The sequence below is a fragment of the Paenibacillus polymyxa genome, assembly GCF_018614975.1.
In the GTDB taxonomy this organism is placed as follows: domain Bacteria; phylum Bacillota; class Bacilli; order Paenibacillales; family Paenibacillaceae; genus Paenibacillus; species Paenibacillus polymyxa_E.
Window position 1 is genome coordinate 443480 of sequence record NZ_JAGGNR010000011.1, and the last position, 20709, is coordinate 464188.

Annotated in this window: 17 protein-coding genes and 1 pseudogene; 15 read left to right on the forward strand and 3 right to left on the reverse strand. The window is 43.9% G+C overall.

Features of this window, described 5'->3' with window-relative positions:
- Window positions 1-134: 134 nt before the first annotated feature.
- Entirely contained in the window at window positions 135-1001 is an 867-nt protein-coding gene (locus tag J7E78_RS10635) for a LysR family transcriptional regulator (RefSeq protein WP_215076209.1), read from the reverse strand.
- Between the two features lie 354 nt (window positions 1002-1355).
- Between J7E78_RS10635 and J7E78_RS10640 the strand changes: the two genes are divergently transcribed.
- From J7E78_RS10640 to J7E78_RS10670, 7 genes and pseudogenes are all read left to right on the forward strand, one after another.
- Window positions 1356-1721: a cupin domain-containing protein gene (locus J7E78_RS10640; RefSeq protein ID WP_215076120.1), complete on the forward strand. Its 366-nt coding sequence runs from the start codon at window positions 1356-1358 to the stop codon at window positions 1719-1721.
- Window positions 1722-1756: 35 nt separating this feature from the next.
- A pseudogene (locus J7E78_RS10645) lies at window positions 1757-1960 on the forward strand (aldo/keto reductase); the annotation flags it as partial.
- A 129-nt stretch (window positions 1961-2089) separates the two neighbouring features.
- On the forward strand, window positions 2090-2686 hold the full coding sequence (locus tag J7E78_RS10650; protein ID WP_215076121.1) for a cupin domain-containing protein: 597 nt from the start codon (window positions 2090-2092) through the stop codon (window positions 2684-2686).
- Window positions 2687-2817: 131 nt separating this feature from the next.
- Complete coding sequence (locus J7E78_RS10655) at window positions 2818-3498, forward strand: hypothetical protein (protein WP_215076122.1); 681 nt, start codon at window positions 2818-2820, stop codon at window positions 3496-3498.
- Window positions 3499-4047: 549 nt separating this feature from the next.
- Window positions 4048-5637 (forward strand): methyl-accepting chemotaxis protein, encoded by a 1590-nt coding sequence (locus J7E78_RS10660; protein ID WP_215076123.1) that lies wholly within the window; start codon window positions 4048-4050, stop codon window positions 5635-5637.
- 24 nt (window positions 5638-5661) lie between these two features.
- Window positions 5662-6087 (forward strand): chemotaxis protein CheW, encoded by a 426-nt coding sequence (locus tag J7E78_RS10665; RefSeq protein ID WP_215076124.1) that lies wholly within the window; start codon window positions 5662-5664, stop codon window positions 6085-6087.
- A gap of 14 nt (window positions 6088-6101) precedes the next feature.
- On the forward strand, window positions 6102-8117 hold the full coding sequence (locus J7E78_RS10670) for a chemotaxis protein CheW (RefSeq protein WP_215076125.1): 2016 nt from the start codon (window positions 6102-6104) through the stop codon (window positions 8115-8117).
- Window positions 8118-8200: 83 nt separating this feature from the next.
- Here J7E78_RS10670 and J7E78_RS10675 read toward each other — a convergent pair whose 3' ends face one another.
- Complete coding sequence (locus J7E78_RS10675) at window positions 8201-9085, reverse strand: LysR family transcriptional regulator (protein WP_215076126.1); 885 nt, start codon at window positions 9083-9085, stop codon at window positions 8201-8203.
- Window positions 9086-9197: 112 nt separating this feature from the next.
- Between J7E78_RS10675 and zwf the strand changes: the two genes are divergently transcribed.
- The 8 genes from zwf (at window position 9198) to J7E78_RS10715 (ending at window position 19720) form a co-directional block, all read left to right on the forward strand.
- Window positions 9198-10721: a glucose-6-phosphate dehydrogenase gene (zwf, locus tag J7E78_RS10680; RefSeq protein ID WP_215076127.1), complete on the forward strand. Its 1524-nt coding sequence runs from the start codon at window positions 9198-9200 to the stop codon at window positions 10719-10721.
- A 36-nt stretch (window positions 10722-10757) separates the two neighbouring features.
- A complete protein-coding gene (gene fsa / locus J7E78_RS10685; protein ID WP_215076128.1) occupies window positions 10758-11423 on the forward strand; it encodes a fructose-6-phosphate aldolase in 666 nt (221 codons plus the stop codon).
- Between the two features lie 60 nt (window positions 11424-11483).
- Window positions 11484-12902, forward strand: coding sequence for an NADP-dependent phosphogluconate dehydrogenase (gndA, locus tag J7E78_RS10690; RefSeq protein ID WP_215076129.1), 1419 nt, complete (start codon window positions 11484-11486; stop codon window positions 12900-12902).
- 246 nt (window positions 12903-13148) lie between these two features.
- A complete protein-coding gene (locus tag J7E78_RS10695; RefSeq protein WP_215076130.1) occupies window positions 13149-14252 on the forward strand; it encodes a metallophosphoesterase in 1104 nt (367 codons plus the stop codon).
- A gap of 324 nt (window positions 14253-14576) precedes the next feature.
- On the forward strand, window positions 14577-15431 hold the full coding sequence (licT, locus tag J7E78_RS10700) for a BglG family transcription antiterminator LicT (RefSeq protein WP_215076131.1): 855 nt from the start codon (window positions 14577-14579) through the stop codon (window positions 15429-15431).
- Between the two features lie 132 nt (window positions 15432-15563).
- Window positions 15564-17483 (forward strand): beta-glucoside-specific PTS transporter subunit IIABC, encoded by a 1920-nt coding sequence (locus J7E78_RS10705; protein WP_215076132.1) that lies wholly within the window; start codon window positions 15564-15566, stop codon window positions 17481-17483.
- Window positions 17484-17532: 49 nt separating this feature from the next.
- The gene (locus J7E78_RS10710) at window positions 17533-18996 is read left to right on the forward strand and encodes a glycoside hydrolase family 1 protein (protein WP_215076133.1); all 1464 of its coding nucleotides are present in this window, start codon (window positions 17533-17535) and stop codon (window positions 18994-18996) included.
- 157 nt (window positions 18997-19153) lie between these two features.
- A complete protein-coding gene (locus J7E78_RS10715; RefSeq protein ID WP_215076134.1) occupies window positions 19154-19720 on the forward strand; it encodes a 5' nucleotidase, NT5C type in 567 nt (188 codons plus the stop codon).
- Between the two features lie 9 nt (window positions 19721-19729).
- On the opposite strand, the gene J7E78_RS10720 is transcribed toward J7E78_RS10715, so the two are convergent.
- On the reverse strand, window positions 19730-20614 hold the full coding sequence (locus J7E78_RS10720) for an AraC family transcriptional regulator (protein WP_215076135.1): 885 nt from the start codon (window positions 20612-20614) through the stop codon (window positions 19730-19732).
- Window positions 20615-20709 lie beyond the last annotated feature (95 nt).

Here is a 20709-nt window from a genome sequence, read left to right on the forward strand (position 1 = left end):
CCTTGATAATGAAGTCGCAGATGGATTAGATTATGGAATTTACGTTACAGAAGGGCGAGGCCGCAGGTGCGGCTGCGGCAATTCTGACAGAGAAAGGCTCACGCCAAACAGGCTAGTGAGCATATGGAAATAAATCAGAGATTAGTGATGCCCACCAGCTCCATAAATTGTGAGAGAGCACTTGTCATGTACGAGTCACGTCGCCTTATAAACACCGTGGGCACTTTTTCATACGATTCTGGTAATGGATGACAGCTAATTTTCCCCTGCTGTATGCGTGATTCAACCATAGACACGGGTAAAACAGTGACTCCTAGCCCGTTCTCGACACATTTCAGGACACCCTCTAGTGTGCCATATTCCATGACCTTCATAGAAGCATAACCATGATCCTCTAGCCATCGTTGCCAACGTCCCAAATAGATGCAATGTGCGAATGACGAAAGCAGTGGTTCATGTAAAATCGATTTTACTTGAAAGGGCTCGGGAGAGAAACTCGTAATCAAAACTAGAGATTCTTCAAAGACAGGGTATTCAACAATCTCCGGATGAAGAATGGGTCCATCCACAAATGCACCGTCTACCTTATATTCGAGAAGGGTACTTACTTGATCTACGGTAGGTGCCATATATAAGCTTAATTCTACTTGTGGAAATTTCTTGTGATATTGTGTGAAGATCAATGGCAATCGTGTAGAAGCAGTTGACTCCATAGCTCCAATGCGCAAGGTTCCCCGCGGGGCAGATGAAAGTTTAACTGCCTCAATCGCTTCCTCGAAATCATAAAGCAACTTGTTTACATGCGGCAACAGCTCACGTCCTGCAGGCGTTAAGGATACCTTCTTATGATATCGATATAACAGAGGAACACCCAATTCTTGCTCAAGACGTTGTATTCGTGCAGTAACGTTGGACTGTACATAATTCAATTTCTCAGCAGCCTTGGTGATGCTTTGTTCAATGGCAACTGCCTTAAATACTTCCAAAGACCTAATATCCAGAACAGCCCTCTCCTTTTGCATCACATATTATGATGATCTATATACTTTTATTTAATTTTACGTGATGCATAACAGGATGTAAACTTAATGAATCAGGGGGATTAACACCATTGCCAACGGGTTGATTATCTCGTTATCGAATAATGAGGAGGGAATCTCATGATTTCAAAGATCAATATACAAGATAAATTTATGAGAATCCATGATTATTTTAATCCCAGAATAAGTGGAGAGCTGAATGACTCTTACGTAAAAATGGTGAAGATAATGAACCGCTGCTTATCCATGAATTATTTATGCTTATTTTGAATCAATAGTCTAGCCCTAAAGCCTCAATAAAAAGGAGTGTTTAATATGAGTTACCAGCCTATTAATTTTAATGAGAAATTATCTAAGTTCAATGAACATTGGTCTCCGAAAGTTATTGGTGAAATGAATGACTATCAGTTTAAATTGGTTAAAATCGAAGGGGATTTTGTATGGCACGATCATCAAGATACCGATGAGGTGTTTATCGTGATCAAAGGGGAGATGTTTGTTTATTTCCGCGATGGCCAAGTAAAGATTTCCGAAGGAGAGATGTTCATTGTACCAAGAGGAGTTGAACATAAAACGTTTGCACACCAGGAATGTCATATCATGATGGTAGAGCCTAGGGGAGTAGTAAATACAGGCGGAACCGAGTCGGAATTAACAGCAGTCAATGATATTTGGATCTAATGAAGTTGATGAAACAACAGTTATAGCTTTTCTGGAAGATTCGATTTATTGGTTTGTCGGAAGCGCCAGTAGAGATCATTCGGCGTGCACATGCTGTTCATCCGATTACAGCGTTGCAGACCGAATATTCATTAGGAAGTCGAGAGCTTGAGGATGAGATTATGCCTGTCCTGCATGAATTGAACATGGGCTTGGTTCCTTACAGCCCATTGGGGCGGGGATTCCTGACAGGTCATTTGTACATGATTCCAAGAAACCTACAGTTCAGGATTGAAAACAATATATAACATGTGTCAACGGTATTACTTTCTATTCTCCGGCATACAGTACAACAATGAGGTGTATGGCCAAGGAGGAGAAATGATCGTATGATGAATCCGATTTTGCAAGCCCCGAATGTTCCGCTGGCAGCCGATTCCAATGCGGTTGTCAATTATCAGAGGGATTCACGCAACTATGTAACCCAGCTGTTTGGAGAACAGCTTCCAACCATTGCGAATGGTTTCTTCAACGTGTACTTAAGTAAAGGAATCATTGTGCAGCCGCACTGGCACACCAATGTTACGGAGATGGTTGTGGTCATCACCGGTGAAATTACAGCGTCAGTATTCAATCCGTTTACACGTGAACGATTGACATATCGTCTGAAACCAGGTCAGGTTGTGGTATTTCCGAAAGGCTGGTTTCACTGGTTTGTCGCTGAGACAGATGATGTATATGTATTAACTATCTTTGATCAACCAACACCTGATATTGTGTTTGGAGCGGATTTCTTGGCAGCTACACCGCCGGAGGTGGCTCACCGCGCGTACTGTTTGGATGAAGAGGCATATGCCAGAGCCGTTGCGTCCATTAAAAATGATGCCATTCTGGGACCTCCAATAGGGTGTGATACGCAGGTTTCTGATCAATCGACTTCACCTTCCAAGATGTCTGTGTCACTATCCAATAAACAGAAGTCTTAATTGAAGATTCCTTATTCATTATCAAAGTACACAGCCTGTAACTGGAGAATAACAGTTACAGGTTTTTTGACGTGTTGATGTAATAATCGTTAGTATAGTATGAACATCCAACAAAAACGGAGGACTCATTAATGAACATGTCAAAAATGAAAACGCTTGAAACTGCAATGAGTTATGCACCTATTCTGATGTTTGACAGAAACGAACCCTTTTATCCTGATTTTGTTGGCATTTCTGTGTTGCATCAATCTGGGCCTTCACCATCGTTCAGGAGGGACATTAAGTTTCCGACCGAGGCAGTACAATATGTAATTGAATATGCAATCTGGTGGGATTATGAGATTGGACATCTGTATGAAATGGAGCATGTATGGGTTTATGTGGGTCATGACGGAGAGGTAGTAGACTGTGAAGCCAGCTTTCACGGGAAGGTGCTGCGTGGATTGTTGAAGGAACGGGTTAATGTGGTTGGACATCATGTATGTCTGTACTCGCAGCCTGGCAAACATGCTTTCTCACCACTTCCGGTTGTATTTGAGTTATTGCCAAACCTGTATAGTGCAGCAGGTGCCGAAGCTGGATGTGATGGGCTACTTGTGAATGAGTTGTTTCAAGGTTATTTTGAAACGAATGAACAGATCGATGCTCAGGTGGAGCGTTATCTGCAGACCAAAGCGTTTGTACCTACCATGGAGTTCGAACAATATTTACTAAAGCCGGAGATGTTCATGACGTGGGATGAACTGTTTGGTATTATTCCGCACAGGATTAAGGACCGCTTAATTGAACTGGAGCAGCTATATAACACATAAGTAATTAGTTTTAAACGGGTTTTATGTTAATTTAAAGTGTGTTTTTTTCGCTTCAAAACCAAACTTTGTTGATTCGGGTTTGGTTTTTTTGTGAGAAAATGGACTCAGTATTGAGTAAACATTTATTAGACTTAAGTCCTGAAATGTTGAGTGTGTACAGCAAAATACATAATTTTTTGCGTGGAAAATGATATTTGTTAGACGTAAGAACTATACACATCTTATGTAAAAATATAAGAAGACCATGTCACATGAAATTTTGTATGGAGAACTATGTGTAAGTCAATGCAGAATGTTGATTATACGTATATATGTAAGCAGAAAAACCGATTTAATAGGTAAAAAGTATAAATTATATGAAAAAGAAGATTCTTTATATCTGAAATAAAAATTCATAATAGTGCAAAATTATAGAAATAAAAATCTCCTATTCAGTTTTAATATATTTATGTCGAAATAGATCGTAAGTTGTCTGGAGCGTGCCCTAGAGAAGGGTTTACCAAGCGTTATATACATAACTGGACACTACGATGCCTAGGAGGAGATTACATGAAGTGGTTTGGGAATTTAAAAACAGCAACAAAGATTATCTCAGCATTTTTAATTGTGTCGATAATCATTGCGGCGCTTGGCGTCTACTCTGTAGTAACATTAAGAAGTACGAATGAACGAATGCAAGAGATGTATAACAACAATCTGGTATCGGTCAGAGAACTGTCCTCAGCTCAGGTTGAATATCAGAGATTGCGGGTTAACGTGCGTGATTTGAACTCCGAAACTGAAGCAGCAGAAAAGACCAGACTTACGGAGAATATTGCTACGATTCGTGAATCCATGGAGGAGCGACTTGCGTCGTATCGCCCTCTTGCGACTACCCTGGAAGAAACGGAATTACTTCGTAAATTAGATACCCAGTATGACAGCTATATGAAATTTTACGATCAAGGTGTCACTCTAGCGTTATCAGATGATGATACAGCTTTTATAGTATTCCTGAAAGCGACATTGAAACCTCCCGGTGATGAGGTTGTAAAAACGCTGGCGGATCTGGTGAACCTTAATGTAACGTTGGCAGATCAAGCGAACACGAAGTCTGAAGAAGCCTACTCCAAAGCCTTCACTGTTACAATCATCATGGTTGTGGCATCAGTACTCTTCAGTATCCTCATTGGATATATCATCTCTCGTTCCATTTCCAAGCCACTCATGGCCATGCTTGGTCTGGCTAAGGAAGTTGCAGGAGGAAATCTGACCCTCAAGTCAGACATCTCCAGCAAAGATGAAGTGGGTCAACTCGCTGTGGCACTGAATCAGATGGTTGATAATCTGAAAGAGTTAATCAACAATATTGTGTTGAACTCCCAAAGTGTTGCCGCTTCTTCGGAACAGATCTCAGCCAGTACACAGGAAATTGCAAGTACCAGCACAAGTCAATCCAGCGAGGCAGGAAACATCTCCGAATTGTTCAAGGAGCTCTCACTTGCCATTAACTCTGTCGCTGCAAGTGCGGAAGAAGCGGCTGAATTGTCCAATGATACTGTGAAGACTGCGCGTGAAGGTGGACTCGTTGTGCAGAATTCATTGGTAGGCATGCAAGCTGTTAATACGAAAATGACCAAGCTTGAAGATGATTCTCGTAAAATCGGTGACATTATTGAAGTGATTGACGATATCGCTGAGCAGACCAATCTGCTTGCGCTGAATGCTGCAATTGAAGCGGCACGTGCGGGAGAACAAGGGCGAGGATTCGCCGTAGTAGCAGATGAAGTCCGGAAGCTTGCCGAGCGAAGCGGCGAGGCGACCAAAGAAATTACAGCCATCATCAAAGCGATGCAGGAAAATACGAGACAAAGTGTACAGGCCGTAGCAGCCAGTGTTGAGCAGTCTTCCATGACTGGACAGGCGTTTGATCAGATCATTGATATGGTCAATAACTCCTCACAGAAAGTAAACGAAATTGCAGCTGCATGTGAGGAAGAAGCGGCTCAAGCGGCAGAGGTGATGAGCTCTGTTGAATCCATCTCGGCTTCCAGTGAGGAATCCGCGGCTGCATCGGAAGAGACGGCGGCAACATGCCAATCTCTGGCACATCTGGCGGAAGAGCTGGCGAATTCTGCAGCTGTCTTCAAAACCCAATAAACCAATTGAATTGAGAGTGAATCGATGTCTTCACTTCAGAAGGAACAATATATTGAACTGTCTGTAGGTGCAGAGACTTGCGCCATTCGAATCAAAGAAATTCACGAAATTATTAAAATACTGAGCATCACAGATATCCCATTCAGTCGTCCAGAGATCAAAGGAGTCGTTAATCTGCGTGGCAAGGTTGTATGTGTGATGAGTCTGCGGAACCTGCTGGGTATGCCGGATGAACCGGACACCAGAGCGACTCGTATTATCGTAGTTCGACATCAGGATGAATATATTGGCTTGATCGTGGATCGTGTGAACAAGGTAACCACATATTCGGAGATACATCCGCCAACCGGAGGATATGGTCGTAACCGTGAAGGCTTTTTCCATGGTGTGGGTCAACAGGAAGACAAGCTTGTAGGCATTTTGAAACTGGACGAAATATTGGGCGGTTAGGGAGGTATATACGAATGATGGATTTGTCTGCCTACCGTGACATCTTTATCGAAGAACTGAATGATCAACTGGAACGTATGGATCAGTCTTTGTTGGCATTGGAGCTTACACCTTCTGTAGAACTGGTTCAGACGCTGTTTCGGGCAGCCCATACCATCAAGGGATCGGCATCCACAATGGATTTCCGTGAATTAAGCGACCTCACGCATGAAGTGGAGTATGCCCTTGAATGGGTCCGGGAGAAGAAACCGGAGATAACATCGGAGCTAATTGATACGTTGTTCCGCTCTTTGGACGCCATGAAGGTGCTTCGTGATCAGTACATCCGTGGGGAAGCCTATGCAGACTTTCGAACGGTAGTTCGAGAAATAAAGGATTTAATTCAAACCCCGGCAGTCGTCGGGAAACTTGTAACACCTCAATTGCAACCAGCAGAATCGATTGTTGCACAGGTAGCTATTGTATCAGGCAAACAGCTATTGTCCATTCACATTGTGCTGGAACAGAAGTGCATGATGAAAGCCGCAAGATATCATATTTTGCGACAACACATTGAGGGTATATGCGGTACGGTTGTCGCTACTTCGCTCATGGAGAGCCAACCGGGTGCGGATAATGAAGATGATCAATATGCTCAGTTCATCATCATCGTGGCAACGTCGAAGGACCCACAGCAGCTTAAGGAAGAGTTGTCTTCAGACTCGGATATTCATATGCTGGAGATTGATCCATATCTGCTGGAATCCAATGAGGTTGCAGCGACTTCTGCACCACTTGAATTAATCTCTGAAACAGAGCAAACAAAACAAAGCTTGCCTACCGTGACTACGTCTGGCCCGGGTGAGAAAGTGAAAGCTGCTCAACCTACAGTTCGTGTGAGTGTTGAACGTCTGGATCATTTGATGAATTTGGTCGGTGAACTGCTAATTGATCAGACATCCCTTGCAGATCTTAGTGGATCGGGTGTGCGTAAAGAGCCATCTTCACTCATTCAGAGTATTAGTGGTGTATCAGATCATATGGGCAGGGTAATCAAAGAGCTTCAAGAAGGTGTAATGAAGACACGGATGTTACCCATTGATCAACTATTCAGTCGCTTTCCGAGATTGGTTCGTGACCTTTCGCAGAAGCTGGGTAAAGATCTGGAACTGGTTATTCAAGGTGGAGAGACTGAACTGGACCGAATGATCATTGAAGAATTGAGTGACCCGCTGATCCATCTCATCCGCAACAGTGCTGATCATGGCATTGAAAGTGTAGAGGTTCGGGCGCAGAACGGTAAGCCGTCCAAAGGACGTATTACATTAACTTCGTTTCATGAAGAAAATCATGTTGTCATTTGTTATTCGGATGATGGCAAAGGTATCGATGGTGAGCAGATTAAAGCTTCCGCCTTGGGCAAAGGTATCATTAGTGAGGAACAGGCTGCACGTCTAACAACACAGGAAGCTGTCCATCTCATATTTGAGCCTGGTTTTTCCACAGCTTCTGCAGTCAGTGAAGTATCGGGGCGCGGTGTTGGAATGGACATCGTGCGTAGCCAGATCGGGCGGCTTAACGGCATCATTGATATTGATACGGAGGTTGGTGTAGGCACCACATTTACGATTCGTCTACCACTCACATTGGCGATTATTAAAGGTCTGTTAGTTAAAGTATCGGGCCGTGTGCTGATCTTGCCGATGTATAATGTTGCTGAGATTGTTCGAATTTCACCTGAAGATATTCAGATGATCCAGGGGCAACAAGCCATTCTGAATCATGGACGAATTGTACCTTTTCACCGACTGTGCGACAGGCTCAACTATCCACGAACGGACCGCAAATCCAAGACTATTCCACTTGTGATCGTGCGTTCCGTTGATAAAATTGCAGCTTACGCAGTAGATGAGATTATAGGAAATCAGGAAGTGGTGATCAAGACACTCGGTACGTATCTGGGTGCGATGAACCATCTATCTGGCGCAACGATCCTCGGTAATGGTAAGGTTGCCCTTATATTGGACGCGTCCTATCTGGTGAGTCTTTAATCGGTAAATAAGTATTATGCAGGCCAAAGAGCCTCATCATCCATACCTGGATGGTGGGGCTCTTCATTGTACCTTTTGACCACTCAGGATTTGAAAATAAGATCCATAAATCGGTTGGCTGCCAGAGAAATCGGCATATTACGTTTGGTCATAATCCCCACATGAGAAGGCGGGAGTGGGACATCAAGCTGAATTTCGAAGAGAGAACCTTCTTCCAGCTCTTTGGATATAAATTCACGTGTGACATAGGAAATACCCAATCCCCGACGGGCAAATTCAATGAGCAGATCAACGCTACCCACCTCAATCTCAGGCTTCAGCGTGTAATTATAGCTGTTAAACAACTCGGTTATAGCCATCCGAACCCGGCTGTTCCGGGAGAAGAGGATCAGTTGATGCTCTAGAAGCATCTCAAGTGTCATGACTTTACCCTTCAACTGAGCATATCGTTCCCCAGCTACAAAGCAGTCTTTCAACTGAATACTTTCTCTGACTTCAAGCTGTGGATCAACAATGGGCATCCGAACAACACCAAGATCGATCTTGCCTTCTTTTAGAAAGGTAATGACTTCCGGCGTGGTTCCATGACTCAGATGTAGCTTGATGTTAGGGTACAAGGTGTGGAATTCCTCTAGATACGCCAGCATGTAATGCTTGAACAGGGAGTCACTGCCACCAATTCTCAATTCACCATTGTCGAGATTCTTCAGTGCGGCCATTTTTTCTTCCGCAAGTGAGATCAGAATCTGGGATTGTTCAATATAGGAGTACAGACTGGCACCTTCCTGTGTCAATGCTACACCCTTGGAATTTCGATAAAACAAGATAAGACCAAAGCTCTCTTCTAATTGCTTAATGGCATGACTGACGCTGGGTTGAGTGATATACAGTGCTTTCGCAGCCTGTGTCAAACTTCCCGTTTTGGCGGCCCAATAAAAGACTTTATATAGTTCGTAATTTGTTGTCATAGATGTGGTCTATAGCTCCTGTGAAATATATTAATTACTTGTATAGCTATAAAACGTATTATAGTGTAACTACAACAAAGAAACCAGAGTTACTTGGAAGGAGAACGGTGAGATGGAACCAACTACCATTGTTTTATTTGGTGCTACTGGCGATTTAGCCAAAAGAAAAATATATCCTGCCTTATATAACCTATATCTTGAGCAGAAGCTTCCGGAAACCTTCTCATTGATTGGTCTGGGGCGTAGAGATTGGTCTGATGAATTCTTTCAGGCACAAGTGGAAAAATCATTAAATGAATTTTCCAGACGCCAGGCTGATCCTGAAGTTGTGAAGTCATTTGTGAAAGCTTTCCGCTACAGTGTATTGAATATAAGCCATAAGGAAGATTATATAAAGCTGTTGGGATTAGTTGAACAAAGAGAAGCTGAGCTTGGCATTCCGTCAAATCGCTTGTTTTATCTCTCGGTTGGTCCGGAGTTTTTCGAACCGATTGCCGAGAATATTCAAGAAAGTGGGCTGGGTTCCACAGAGGGCTGGAAACGCTTCGTCATCGAGAAGCCATTTGGTCACGATCTGCAGTCCGCCAGAGACCTTAATCGCAAATTAAGCGAATCGTTCACGGAGGAAGAGATTTATCGGATTGACCACTATTTGGGCAAACCGATGGTACAGCGTCTGGAGACATTGCATCAGAGTAACCCAATCATGAAGGCGTTATGGAACAACCGATACATCTCCAATGTGCAAATTACGGCAAATGAGACTGTAGGTGTCGAAGAACGTGCATCCTATTATGATCATGTTGGTGCAGTACGAGACATGTTCCAGAATCATATGTTGCAATTGCTCATGATGATGGCGATTCAACTTCCATACAACAGTACTTCCGAAAAAGTTGGATTGAAGAAAAAGCACATCATGGAATCGATTCAGCCGTTACAAAAACAAACTGTGGGCGCAAACATCATCCGTGGACAGTATGCAGCAGGCAACATTCAAGGCCAGCCGGTAAATGCTTATGCTGCTGAACCGGGTGTAGCCGAGAATACAATGAATGACACATTCATTGCTGCCAAATTGCAAATTGATGATTTCTTCTGGCGTGGTGTTCCGTTTTACATTCGTACGGGTAAAAGAATGAAGGAGAAATCAACACGTATCGTGATTGAATTCAAAGAACCTTCAGGACAGACAAATGTGCTGAAAAACAAGGGTTCCAAGCCAAACCTGCTTGTCATTGAGATGAGTCCGGATCAGAGCATGACATTGCAACTGAATGCAAGTGATCCTGAGAATAAAGGTGAATTCAAACCGGTTCATATCGATCTTTCTCCGGATAAAGGTGACCTCGCGGAAGCTTACGAGAATTTGATTCGTGATGCTCTGCTGGGTGATCCAACATTCTTTGCCCACTGGGATGAAGTAGAATTGTCATGGGCGTGGGTGCAGCCAATTCTGGATGCATTCCAGGAAAATCTGTTGCCACTTCATCTGTATCCTGCGGGTAGCTATGGACCGGCTGAATCAGATGTTATGCTTGAAGAAGAAGGTCACCACTGGTGGTTTGATGAGCAGGCGGATCAGGAGTCTGTAGTTACAAATAGCATACCCTTGGCGGTTAATGCGAATCTCTAAACCAAAATACAAAATATATCTGGAGGTAATTTAATCATGAAATTTTTTATCGATACAGCTAACGTGGAAGATATCCAAAAAGCATACAAAATCGGCGTATTGTCTGGTGTAACAACAAATCCATCTTTGGTAGCCAAAGAGGGCGTGAAATTCGAAGATCGTATTGAAGAAATCTTGCGTTTGGTACCTGAAGTGGAGTCCGTATCTGCGGAAGTTACACCAGATGCTCTTACTGCTGAAGAGATGATTGCACAAGCAGAAGAATTGATCAAAATTAACAACAGCGACAAAAACATTACCATCAAACTGCCAATGACACTTGCAGGACTTGAAGCTTGTCGTTACTTGACCAAAAAAGGTGTGAAAACCAACGTAACGTTGATCTTCACAGTGAATCAGGCGCTTCTGGCTGCGCGTGCTGGTGCCACATATGTATCCCCATTCTTGGGACGTCTCGATGATATCTCCGAGGATGGCGTACAATTGGTTACCAAAATTGCTGAATTGTTCCGTACACATAACCTGGATGCACAGATTATTGCGGCATCTGTAAGACATCCGGATCACGTTACACGTGTAGCCATGGCTGGAGCACATATTGCTACTGTTCCATTCTCCGTCATTGAACAGATCTCCAAACACCCGCTGACAGATCAAGGTATGGACAAATTTGCAGCGGACTGGAATAAAACAGTACAATAAACTATAACCGTTTATTCGTTTCAACTTACTATATAAATAATGGAGTATTGGGAGGACATAATGAGTAAACAACAGATTGGTGTTATTGGATTGGCAGTAATGGGTAAAAACCTGGCTTTGAACATTGAGAGCAAAGGTTTCTCGGTATCGGTATTTAACCGTTCCCCAGAGAAAACCCATGATCTTCTGAAAGAAACAGAAGGTAAAAATCTGACAGGTGCGTTCACTATTGAAGAATTCGTGGAATCCCTGGAGTCCCCGCGTAAAATTCTGATCATGGTGCAAGCAGGTAAAGCAACAGATGCAACGATCGAGCAGCTGCTTCCTCATCTGGATCAAGGCGACATTATTATCGATGGAGGTAATGCTTACTTCCCTGATACACAACGTCGCAGTAAAGAACTGGAAGAAAAAGGTTTCCGCTTCATCGGAGCAGGTGTATCCGGTGGTGAAGAAGGCGCACTGAAAGGCCCGGCAATCATGCCAGGCGGTCAGGAAAGTGCTTATCGGTTGGTAGAACCGATCCTGACAGCGATCTCCGCCAAAGTTGGCGATGACGCTTGCAGCACATATATCGGACCAGATGGTGCCGGACACTATGTGAAAATGGTGCATAACGGTATCGAGTACGGAGATATGCAGTTGATTGGTGAAGCTTATCACTTGCTCCAATCCGTATTGAACGTTTCCGTTGAAGAGTTGCATGAGATCTTCACGGAGTGGAATCAAGGGGAGCTGGACAGTTACCTGATCGAAATCACAGCAGATATCTTCTCCAAATACGATCCAGAAACGGGTAAACCAATGGTTGACGTTATTCTGGACGCGGCTGGACAAAAAGGAACAGGTAAATGGACAAGCCAAAGTGCGCTGGATCTCGGCGTTCCATTGTCCATGATTACGGAATCCGTATTCTCCCGTTTCCTCTCTGCGATGAAGGACGAGCGTGTAGCAGCTAGCAAAATACTTAATGGACCAGCGATTGAAGCGTTCTCCGGCGACAAAAAAGCGTTCATCGAGAACGTGCGTAAAGCATTGTTTGCAAGTAAAATCGTATCCTATGCACAAGGATTTGCACAAATGCGTGCAGCTTCCGATGAATACGGCTGGGATCTGAAATACGGTAACATTGCCATGATCTTCCGTGGTGGTTGCATCATCCGTTCGCAGTTCTTGCAAAACATTAAAGAAGCATATGACAAAGATGCAGAACTCAAAAACCTGCTCTTGGATCCTTACTTCCAAAACATCGTTGAATCTTATCAAGGTGCATGGCGTGAAGTTATAGCGGCTGCTGTAAAACAAGGTATTCCGGTACCTGGATTCTCCAGCGCACTGTCATACTACGACAGCTACCGTACAGAGCGTCTGCCAGCAAACTTGCTGCAAGCTCAACGTGACTACTTCGGTGCTCACACATTCAAACGTGTGGACAAAGAAGGTTCATTCCACTTCCAGTGGATGGACACAAACGAGTAATTTTAATTCCGAAAATATAGCATTCCTGCAGTTGTCCTTGAATTTAGCTATTCAGGGAAGCTGCGGGAATGCTTTTTCTCGTTAATGGTTCGAATTTGAATATCATCAAATTGTAATAAAATGTACGAATCTGGGTTTGGCAAACAGATGATCTGACTCATCAACTACGTTATACTTGTTCAGACGGACCTGTGTCCGTGATGAAAATTCAGAATACAACTTATTGACGTGGAGGTTAGACCGGGCATGTTTGTATTAGCGGGTATATTGTTTTTGGTCGTATACGGTTTATTAGTGTTCTACATAGGCTGGAGCGGTTGGAGTTGGATGAAACCAGTTGTGTCCGCCAGATTTCGATGGTTTTATATTATAGGGCTTGTATTTCTTGCCGTTTCCTTCATTCTGGCACGGGTATTTGGAAGCATTTCGTTCCTCGGTATCATCGGTTCTTACTGGCTGGCAATCTTCTCGTTGTTATTGCTGATCCTGCCCGTCGTTCACCTGACGATGTGGCTGCTGAGATTAACCCGTATTCCAAGACATCACACACAGAAATGGGCGGGAGTCGTTACGCTGGTACTGTTAGTGTCAACAATGGGGTATGGAATTTTCAACGCCTACAGCCCGGTAGTGAGAACATATAATATCCAGATTGATAAAAAAGTAGAAGGTGTAGATAAGCTCAACATTGTCATGGCTGCCGATATGCACTTCGGACTTCTGTCTGGCCCTGCACATGCCAAACGCATGGTGGAGGAAATTAATGCACTGAAGCCGGATCTGGTGCTGTACCCTGGAGATATTATTGATGACAATCTGGATATGTACCTCAATAGCGGAATTGCCGATATTATCAGTGACATTCAGGCTCCGTACGGCGTCTATGCTTCTCTTGGGAATCACGACAAGTTCGATGGTCCGATTGAAGATCTGATCGCTGCGCTGGAGAAGAGCAACATGCAAGTGCTGTACGATGACAAGATCGTACTGGATGACAAGATCACCCTGATTGGACGTAAAGACCGGACAGAGAAGGATCGCGCAGAAGTAGCTACGTTAATGCAAGGTACTGAGTTGAGCCAACCGGTACTTATGATGGATCACCAGCCGTATGATCTGGATATTGCGGAACAGAACAACGTAGATCTGGTCGTATCCGGTCACACACATCGTGGTCAGATTGCACCTGCTCAGTTCATCACACAGGCTATATATGAGAATGATTGGGGTTATCTGCAAAAGGGCTCCATGCACTCCATCGTAACCTCCGGATTTGGCTTCTGGGGACCTCCAATTCGCACAAGCAGCCGTTCGGAGATTGTACAGATTAATGTGACCTTCCAGCAGTAATACAGAGTGCCCTTCGAGAGAAGGGTCTTTTTTGTTCGAGCAAGTGATAGTTGTTGGATGACTCAGTTTGAATCTGCTCCAAAATGTGAATATTAATACATATGGCCCTTAAACGTGGAAGCTTAGGAAAATAACTCATGTTAAAGGAATGAAGTGGAGCAGCAGTAGTAGTATTTTTGGTTGACACCGTTTTCAGGTTATGATAAATTTAGATCCGAGGCTTGTTACCGGTAATGCGGGCAAAACCACTATGGAAATGATTTTATTATTTCTGTTTTGGTTTTGCCCTTTTTTATTCCTCAAAAAAAACCAGGTGGGTCCATAATGATTATTAAACAGATATTTAATAACAATATTGTCAGTACCGTGGATGACAAAAATCAGGAACTGCTGATCCTCGGCCGGGGTATCGGATTCAAGTTCAAAGCAGGCGATGAGATTGATGAAGAGCGGATTGAGAAGGTATTTCGTCTTCAGGATGCATCAATCTATGAGAAATTCAAATCCATCGTAGCTGAAGTGCCGATTGAGATTCTGCAAGCAACAGATGATATTGTGACACTTGCACGAACGCAATTGAACAAAACCATCAGTGACGGGATCTATGTCTCGCTGTCTGATCACATTCATTTTGCTGTTCAACGCTTGGAAAAAGGAATGATTACTCGTAATCCACTTTCTTGGGAAGTTCAGCATTTCTATAAGGCGGAGTATGATGTGGCCAGAGAAGCACTGACCTTGTTGAAGGAAAGACTGGATATTGAGTTTCCCAAAGATGAAATCTGTAATATTGCATTACATTTCATCAATGCGGAAGTAAATGATTCCATGAACGATGTCACTCATCTAATGCAGCTGCTGCAGGAGATTATGAATATCATCAAATATCACTTCAACATCGAATTGGATGAAGATAGCGTCAATTATTTCCGCTTCATCACCCATTTGAAATATTTCTGTCAGCGTGTCATTACGCATTCTTCACATGATGATGCCGAGGAGTATTTGTATGAAGTGGTTCGGAAAAACTATCCGGAGACATTCAAATGTATTGGCAAGATCGAGACTTTTATCCATAAGAACTATCAGTATGACATGACTCACTCTGAGCAGTTATATCTAACGCTTCATCTGGAACGTTTGATGAAAACCAAGCGGAACGAAAAGTCCACGCAATAGAAGCAAATCACAACTGGATATCCTATGGGCTTGTTACTGTTCAATCAGGCAATACCCGAATGAGATGGCGCTATCCATATGCGCTAGATTCGTTCGGGTATTTTTTATTGGAAAAATGAGGAGGGAAACATCATGAAACATCAGGAAACGGCGCAGGAAATCATTAAAGCCGTTGGGGGAACAAACAATATTAACTCAGTCTATCACTGCGTCACACGTTTGCGCTTTGATCTGAAAGACAACGAGAAAGTCGACAACGGCTCACTCAAGAAATTGGATAAGGTCATGGGTACTAACATTTCTGGTGACCAATTTCAGGTCATTATCGGTAATGATGTGGCAAAAGTGTTCGATGCCATGGTGAAGGAAAATCCGGCAATCCAGCAAAGTACAGAAAATAAAGAGCCAAAGTCGGATAAAAAACAAAATGTAGTCCTGAAAATTTTTGAAACAATCGCAGGTGTCTTTGCTCCAATGCTTCCAGCGATTACTGCGGCAGGTATGCTCAAAGGATTACTCGCCCTGTTCGTGTCCTTGGGTTGGATGTCTGCTGGAACGGATACGTATCGTATTCTTTCAGCCATCGGTGACGGCGTATTCCACTACTTGCCTTTACTGATTGCAGTCAGCGCTGCTCGTAAATTCGGTAGTAACCCGTTTGTTGCGATTGCACTAGGTACGGCACTCATGTATCCAGACATGACAGCATTGTTATCTAGCGGTGAATCGGTTGGATTTTTGGGAATCCCGGTTACAGCAGTAAGTTATGCTTCATCGGTTATTCCGATTTTACTCGCTGTATGGTTGATGTCCTATGTTGAGAAATGGGTTGACCGCGTTATCCCTGCTGCACTCAAGCTGCTGCTTGTGCCGCTGATTACCTTACTTGTTATGGTTCCGGTAACGCTGATTGCGATCGGTCCATTGGGTACATTTGTAGGTAGCGGATTGTCTGGCGGCATCAACTGGCTGCTGAATGAAGGCGGATTGATTGCAGGTATTGTTCTTGGCGGTGCGATGGCGCTCATTATTATGACAGGGATGCACTATGCACTTGTGCCGATCATCCTGAGTAATATCGCTACACTGGGCTTTGATAAATTCTTGCCATTGACCTTTATCTCCAATATGGGTCAGGCTGGTGCAACACTCGGCGTATTCTTCCGGGCAAAAGATAAAAAACTCAAAACCGTGGCATTGTCAACGAGCTTCACCGCACTCATGGGTGTAACGGAGCCGGCTATGTACGGGGTTAACATGAAGTATAAAAAACCATTTGCTGCAGCGATGATTGGTAGCGCAGTCGGTGGCGGATTCGCCCTTGCTTTTGGCGCGAAAGCTTATGTGCTTGCGGGTAACGGTGGTCTCCCAGGACTTCCTTCCCTTATCGGACAAACTTTCTGGTATTCCTTTGGGGGTATGATTTTGGCCTTTGTCGTGGGTGCAATCATGTCTACAATATTTGGTATCAAAGAAGAAGAAGGAGACGCTGAGGCGTTAGCTCAATTCTCACCGGGTGCTTCTTCTGCGGCAGCGACAGCACCTTCAAGTGATGCGGCAAGCGTGAACGTGGACGACATGGGCGCTCCAACACCAACGAGTAATGCGGTAGCCGTTGCACCAATGACAGGTAAATCCATTCCGCTCCAAGAAGTCAATGACCCAACATTCGGTGATGAACTGATGGGTAAAGGTGTAGCATTTGTTCCAACGGTGGGCGAATTGGTTTCTCCAGTGACAGGTACCATCATGAATGTGTTCAAAACAAAACATGCGATCGTTGTCCGCAGTGATAACGGAATGGAATTGTTGATTCATGTTGGAATTAACACGGTGAAGCTGCGTGGACAGTATTTTGATGCACATGTTGCTACAGGAGCACGTGTACAAGCCGGAGACAAGCTTCTCACATTTGAACTGGCCGAGATTGCAAAAGAATACGACATTACAACCGCTATGGTTGTTACCAATACGGCAGATTACAAGCAGGTTCTACCTGTGAAACTGGGCGAAATCACGATGGGTGAAGACGTCTTGAAAGCTGAAGTCTAAACTGTCTTAGGACTAATAGACAAATTCAAGAAAAGAAGGAGAGATACGGATGATTCATCAACAAGGGTTTCCCGAAGGTTTTCTATGGGGCGGCGCTATTGCCGCCAATCAGGCCGAAGGTGGATTCGACGCTGGCGGCAAAGGATGGTCCACAGCCGACATGGTTCCTTATTTTGAGAAAAAGGATTACACCAACCTTAGAGAACTGATGCATGTTACCAGTGCAACGGTTGAGAAAGCAATGGCACATCACAGTGCAGAAGGTTATCCGAAGCGTTACGGGATTGATTTTTACCACCGTTTCAAAGAGGATATTGCGCTCTTCGCAGAGCTGGGCTTCAAGACATTCCGTCTGTCCATCAACTGGCCGCGTATTTTCCCGAATGGTTACGATACCGATCCAAATGAAGAGGGACTACGTTTCTATGACGAAGTGTTTGATGAACTCCGTAAATACGATATCGAACCACTGGTAACACTCTCACATTATGAGATGCCTATGGCACTTGTCCTGAAATATAACGGCTGGGCTGGCCGCGAAGTGATTGGACATTTTGTAAGATATGCGGAAACAGTAATGACCCGGTACAAGGACAAGGTTAAATACTGGTTGACGTTTAATGAGATTAACACAACCATTATTGAACCTTTCACAGGTGGCGGTATTATTGAAGACCGGGTTGAGAATACGATGCAGGCTTCTTATCAGGCACTTCATCATCAATTTGTAGCCAGCAGCCTGGTAACCGAAAAGGCACGTCAGATTAACCCGAACTTCCAGATTGGATGTATGCTTGCGCGCATGATTCACTACCCGGCGACGTCGAAGCCAGAGGATGTGCTGCAAGCACAGATCGATAACCAGCTGAACCTGCTGCATACGGATGTACAAGTTCGTGGTAGTTATCCAACGTTTATGGCTCGGTACTGGGCAGAGAACGGGATTACCATTGCCATGGAACCGGGGGACGAGCAGATCCTTCGTGAGCATACAGTTGACTTCATCTCATTCAGTTATTATACATCCCTGGTATCTGCAGTTAATCCAGAGGAATATGGAGTAACTGGAGGCAACCTGTACAGTACGATCAAGAACCCGAACCTGGAGCGTACGGAATGGGGCTGGCAGCTTGATCCGATTGGTCTGCGTGTTGCATTGAAAGAGCTGTATGACCGTTATCAACTGCCATTGTTTGTGGTAGAGAACGGACTTGGCGCGAAAGATACGGTTGAAGCAGATGGTTCCATCAACGATGATTACCGGATTGATTATCTGAGAAAACATATTACACAAATGAAAGAAGCCGTTATGGATGGTGTGGACCTGATGGGATATACCAGCTGGGGAGCAATTGATATCATCAGTGCATCCACTTCGGAAATGTCCAAACGTTATGGCGTGATCTACGTGGATCAGGATGACAACGGACAAGGCACATTGAATCGGTATAAGAAAAAGAGCTTTGGCTGGTACCAAAAAGTCATTGCCTCAAATGGCGAGAACTTGGAATAGATTAACCTATAAAGGTACCCCGGGCGTAGCTGGTATTACGTCACCGGGGGGCCTTTTTACCATCATCTCATCAACGCTAATGGCACTTCAAGGTAAAAAGGATGACTTCATAACATACTGGATGGTATACTGTGATCGTATTGGGGGAGGGATAACCATGAAGAAGCCTATTATTGCTGTAGATATGGATGACACGATATGTCATCTGGTCAAGCGGGCTATTTATCACAACAACCTCAACTTCCCGACCTATCCGTTGCGCTATGAGGATATGATTCATTGGGATACATCCCATTTGCGTCATCCAGAGAGCACGCATGATGTATTTTATGGTCGGCCGGGTCTGTTTGAGGAATTGGAGTTATATGATGAGTATGTTGTAGATGAGATGCGAAAGCTGAACGATGTTTATGATGTCATCGTCGTGACGGCAGCAGAACCAAAAACAGTTGTTGAGAAGTGGAACTGGCTTCAGCAGCACATGCCTTTTATAACCGCTGAACAGTTTATTACATGCAAACGAAAAAACTTGCTCGGTTTCGATCTGCTCATTGATGATGGAGCACATAATTTGATTCCCGCGCATGAGGACGGCAAAAAGGTCATCTGTATCCCGCATCCGTGGAATATACAGGAGCGTGAGCGATATAACTTTCCGTTGATGTCTTCATGGAAAGAGGCCAAGGCATACATAGATGAAGTGTTACAGGTTGTTGGTGTCTGAAAGTAAATCTTATTGTCCAGAGTGCTGTGCTCTGGATTTTTTGCGATAGGCGAGAGGTGTTTCACCTGTTATTTTTTTGAATGCAGCATAGAATGAATCCATATCCCGATATCCAACCAGCTCTGCAATCAGACTGACTTTGTGCTGTGAACTCTTTAGAAGTTCGCAGCTTTTTTGTATACGGAGATGTTGTAGGTGGCTGCTGAAGGTCTGTCCGGTATGCCGCAAAAACATTCTTCCAATCTGTTTTTCGCTCCAGCCCGATACACGTACCAGATCAGACATCCGAATACGGTCGCTCACGTGTTGCTTGAGATAGTGAAGAATGTAATCAAAACCGGTGGAATGATTCTCTTCATCATGTTCCTTTTGATAAAGTTGTCTGTAGGTCATCAATACCAACTGGCTTACCAAGGTGTATAACATGGTAGACGAACCGATTCCCTGAACGGAGGATTCACGATATAACTTCACCATTAGTTCTTCAATCCGATCGTTGTGATCCACAACGGAAATATAAGGAACCTGGTTTTGTGCCAGATCCATCAGATGTTGAATGATTTCTTTTTCCTGAATAATCGCTGTCAGCGTGTGGATCAATTCAGCATTAAATAAGCAATTATATATAATTAACGGATGCTCGGTTACGTTTGTACTGACAGGACGAAAGACATGAGGAACGCCGACAGGAATGACAAACAGCATCCCCTTTGTCACCGGAATGACATCTTCACCGATATGATGAAAGCCCTTTCCTTCGGCAACATAGCTATACTCAATAAAATCATGTGCGTGAAAAGGAAGCACAAAATCTTCAGAGCAACGATTGACAAAAAGTTGCAGATGATTATGCAGAAAGTATTCACTTTTCATGAGTTGTACAGATGAATTCACAAGCAACCTCCTCGCACAGATGGCTGGATCACCGGATGAAATAGTCCTGATTACCGGGTATTTAGGGCAACAGGATCGATATAATTATATCGTAA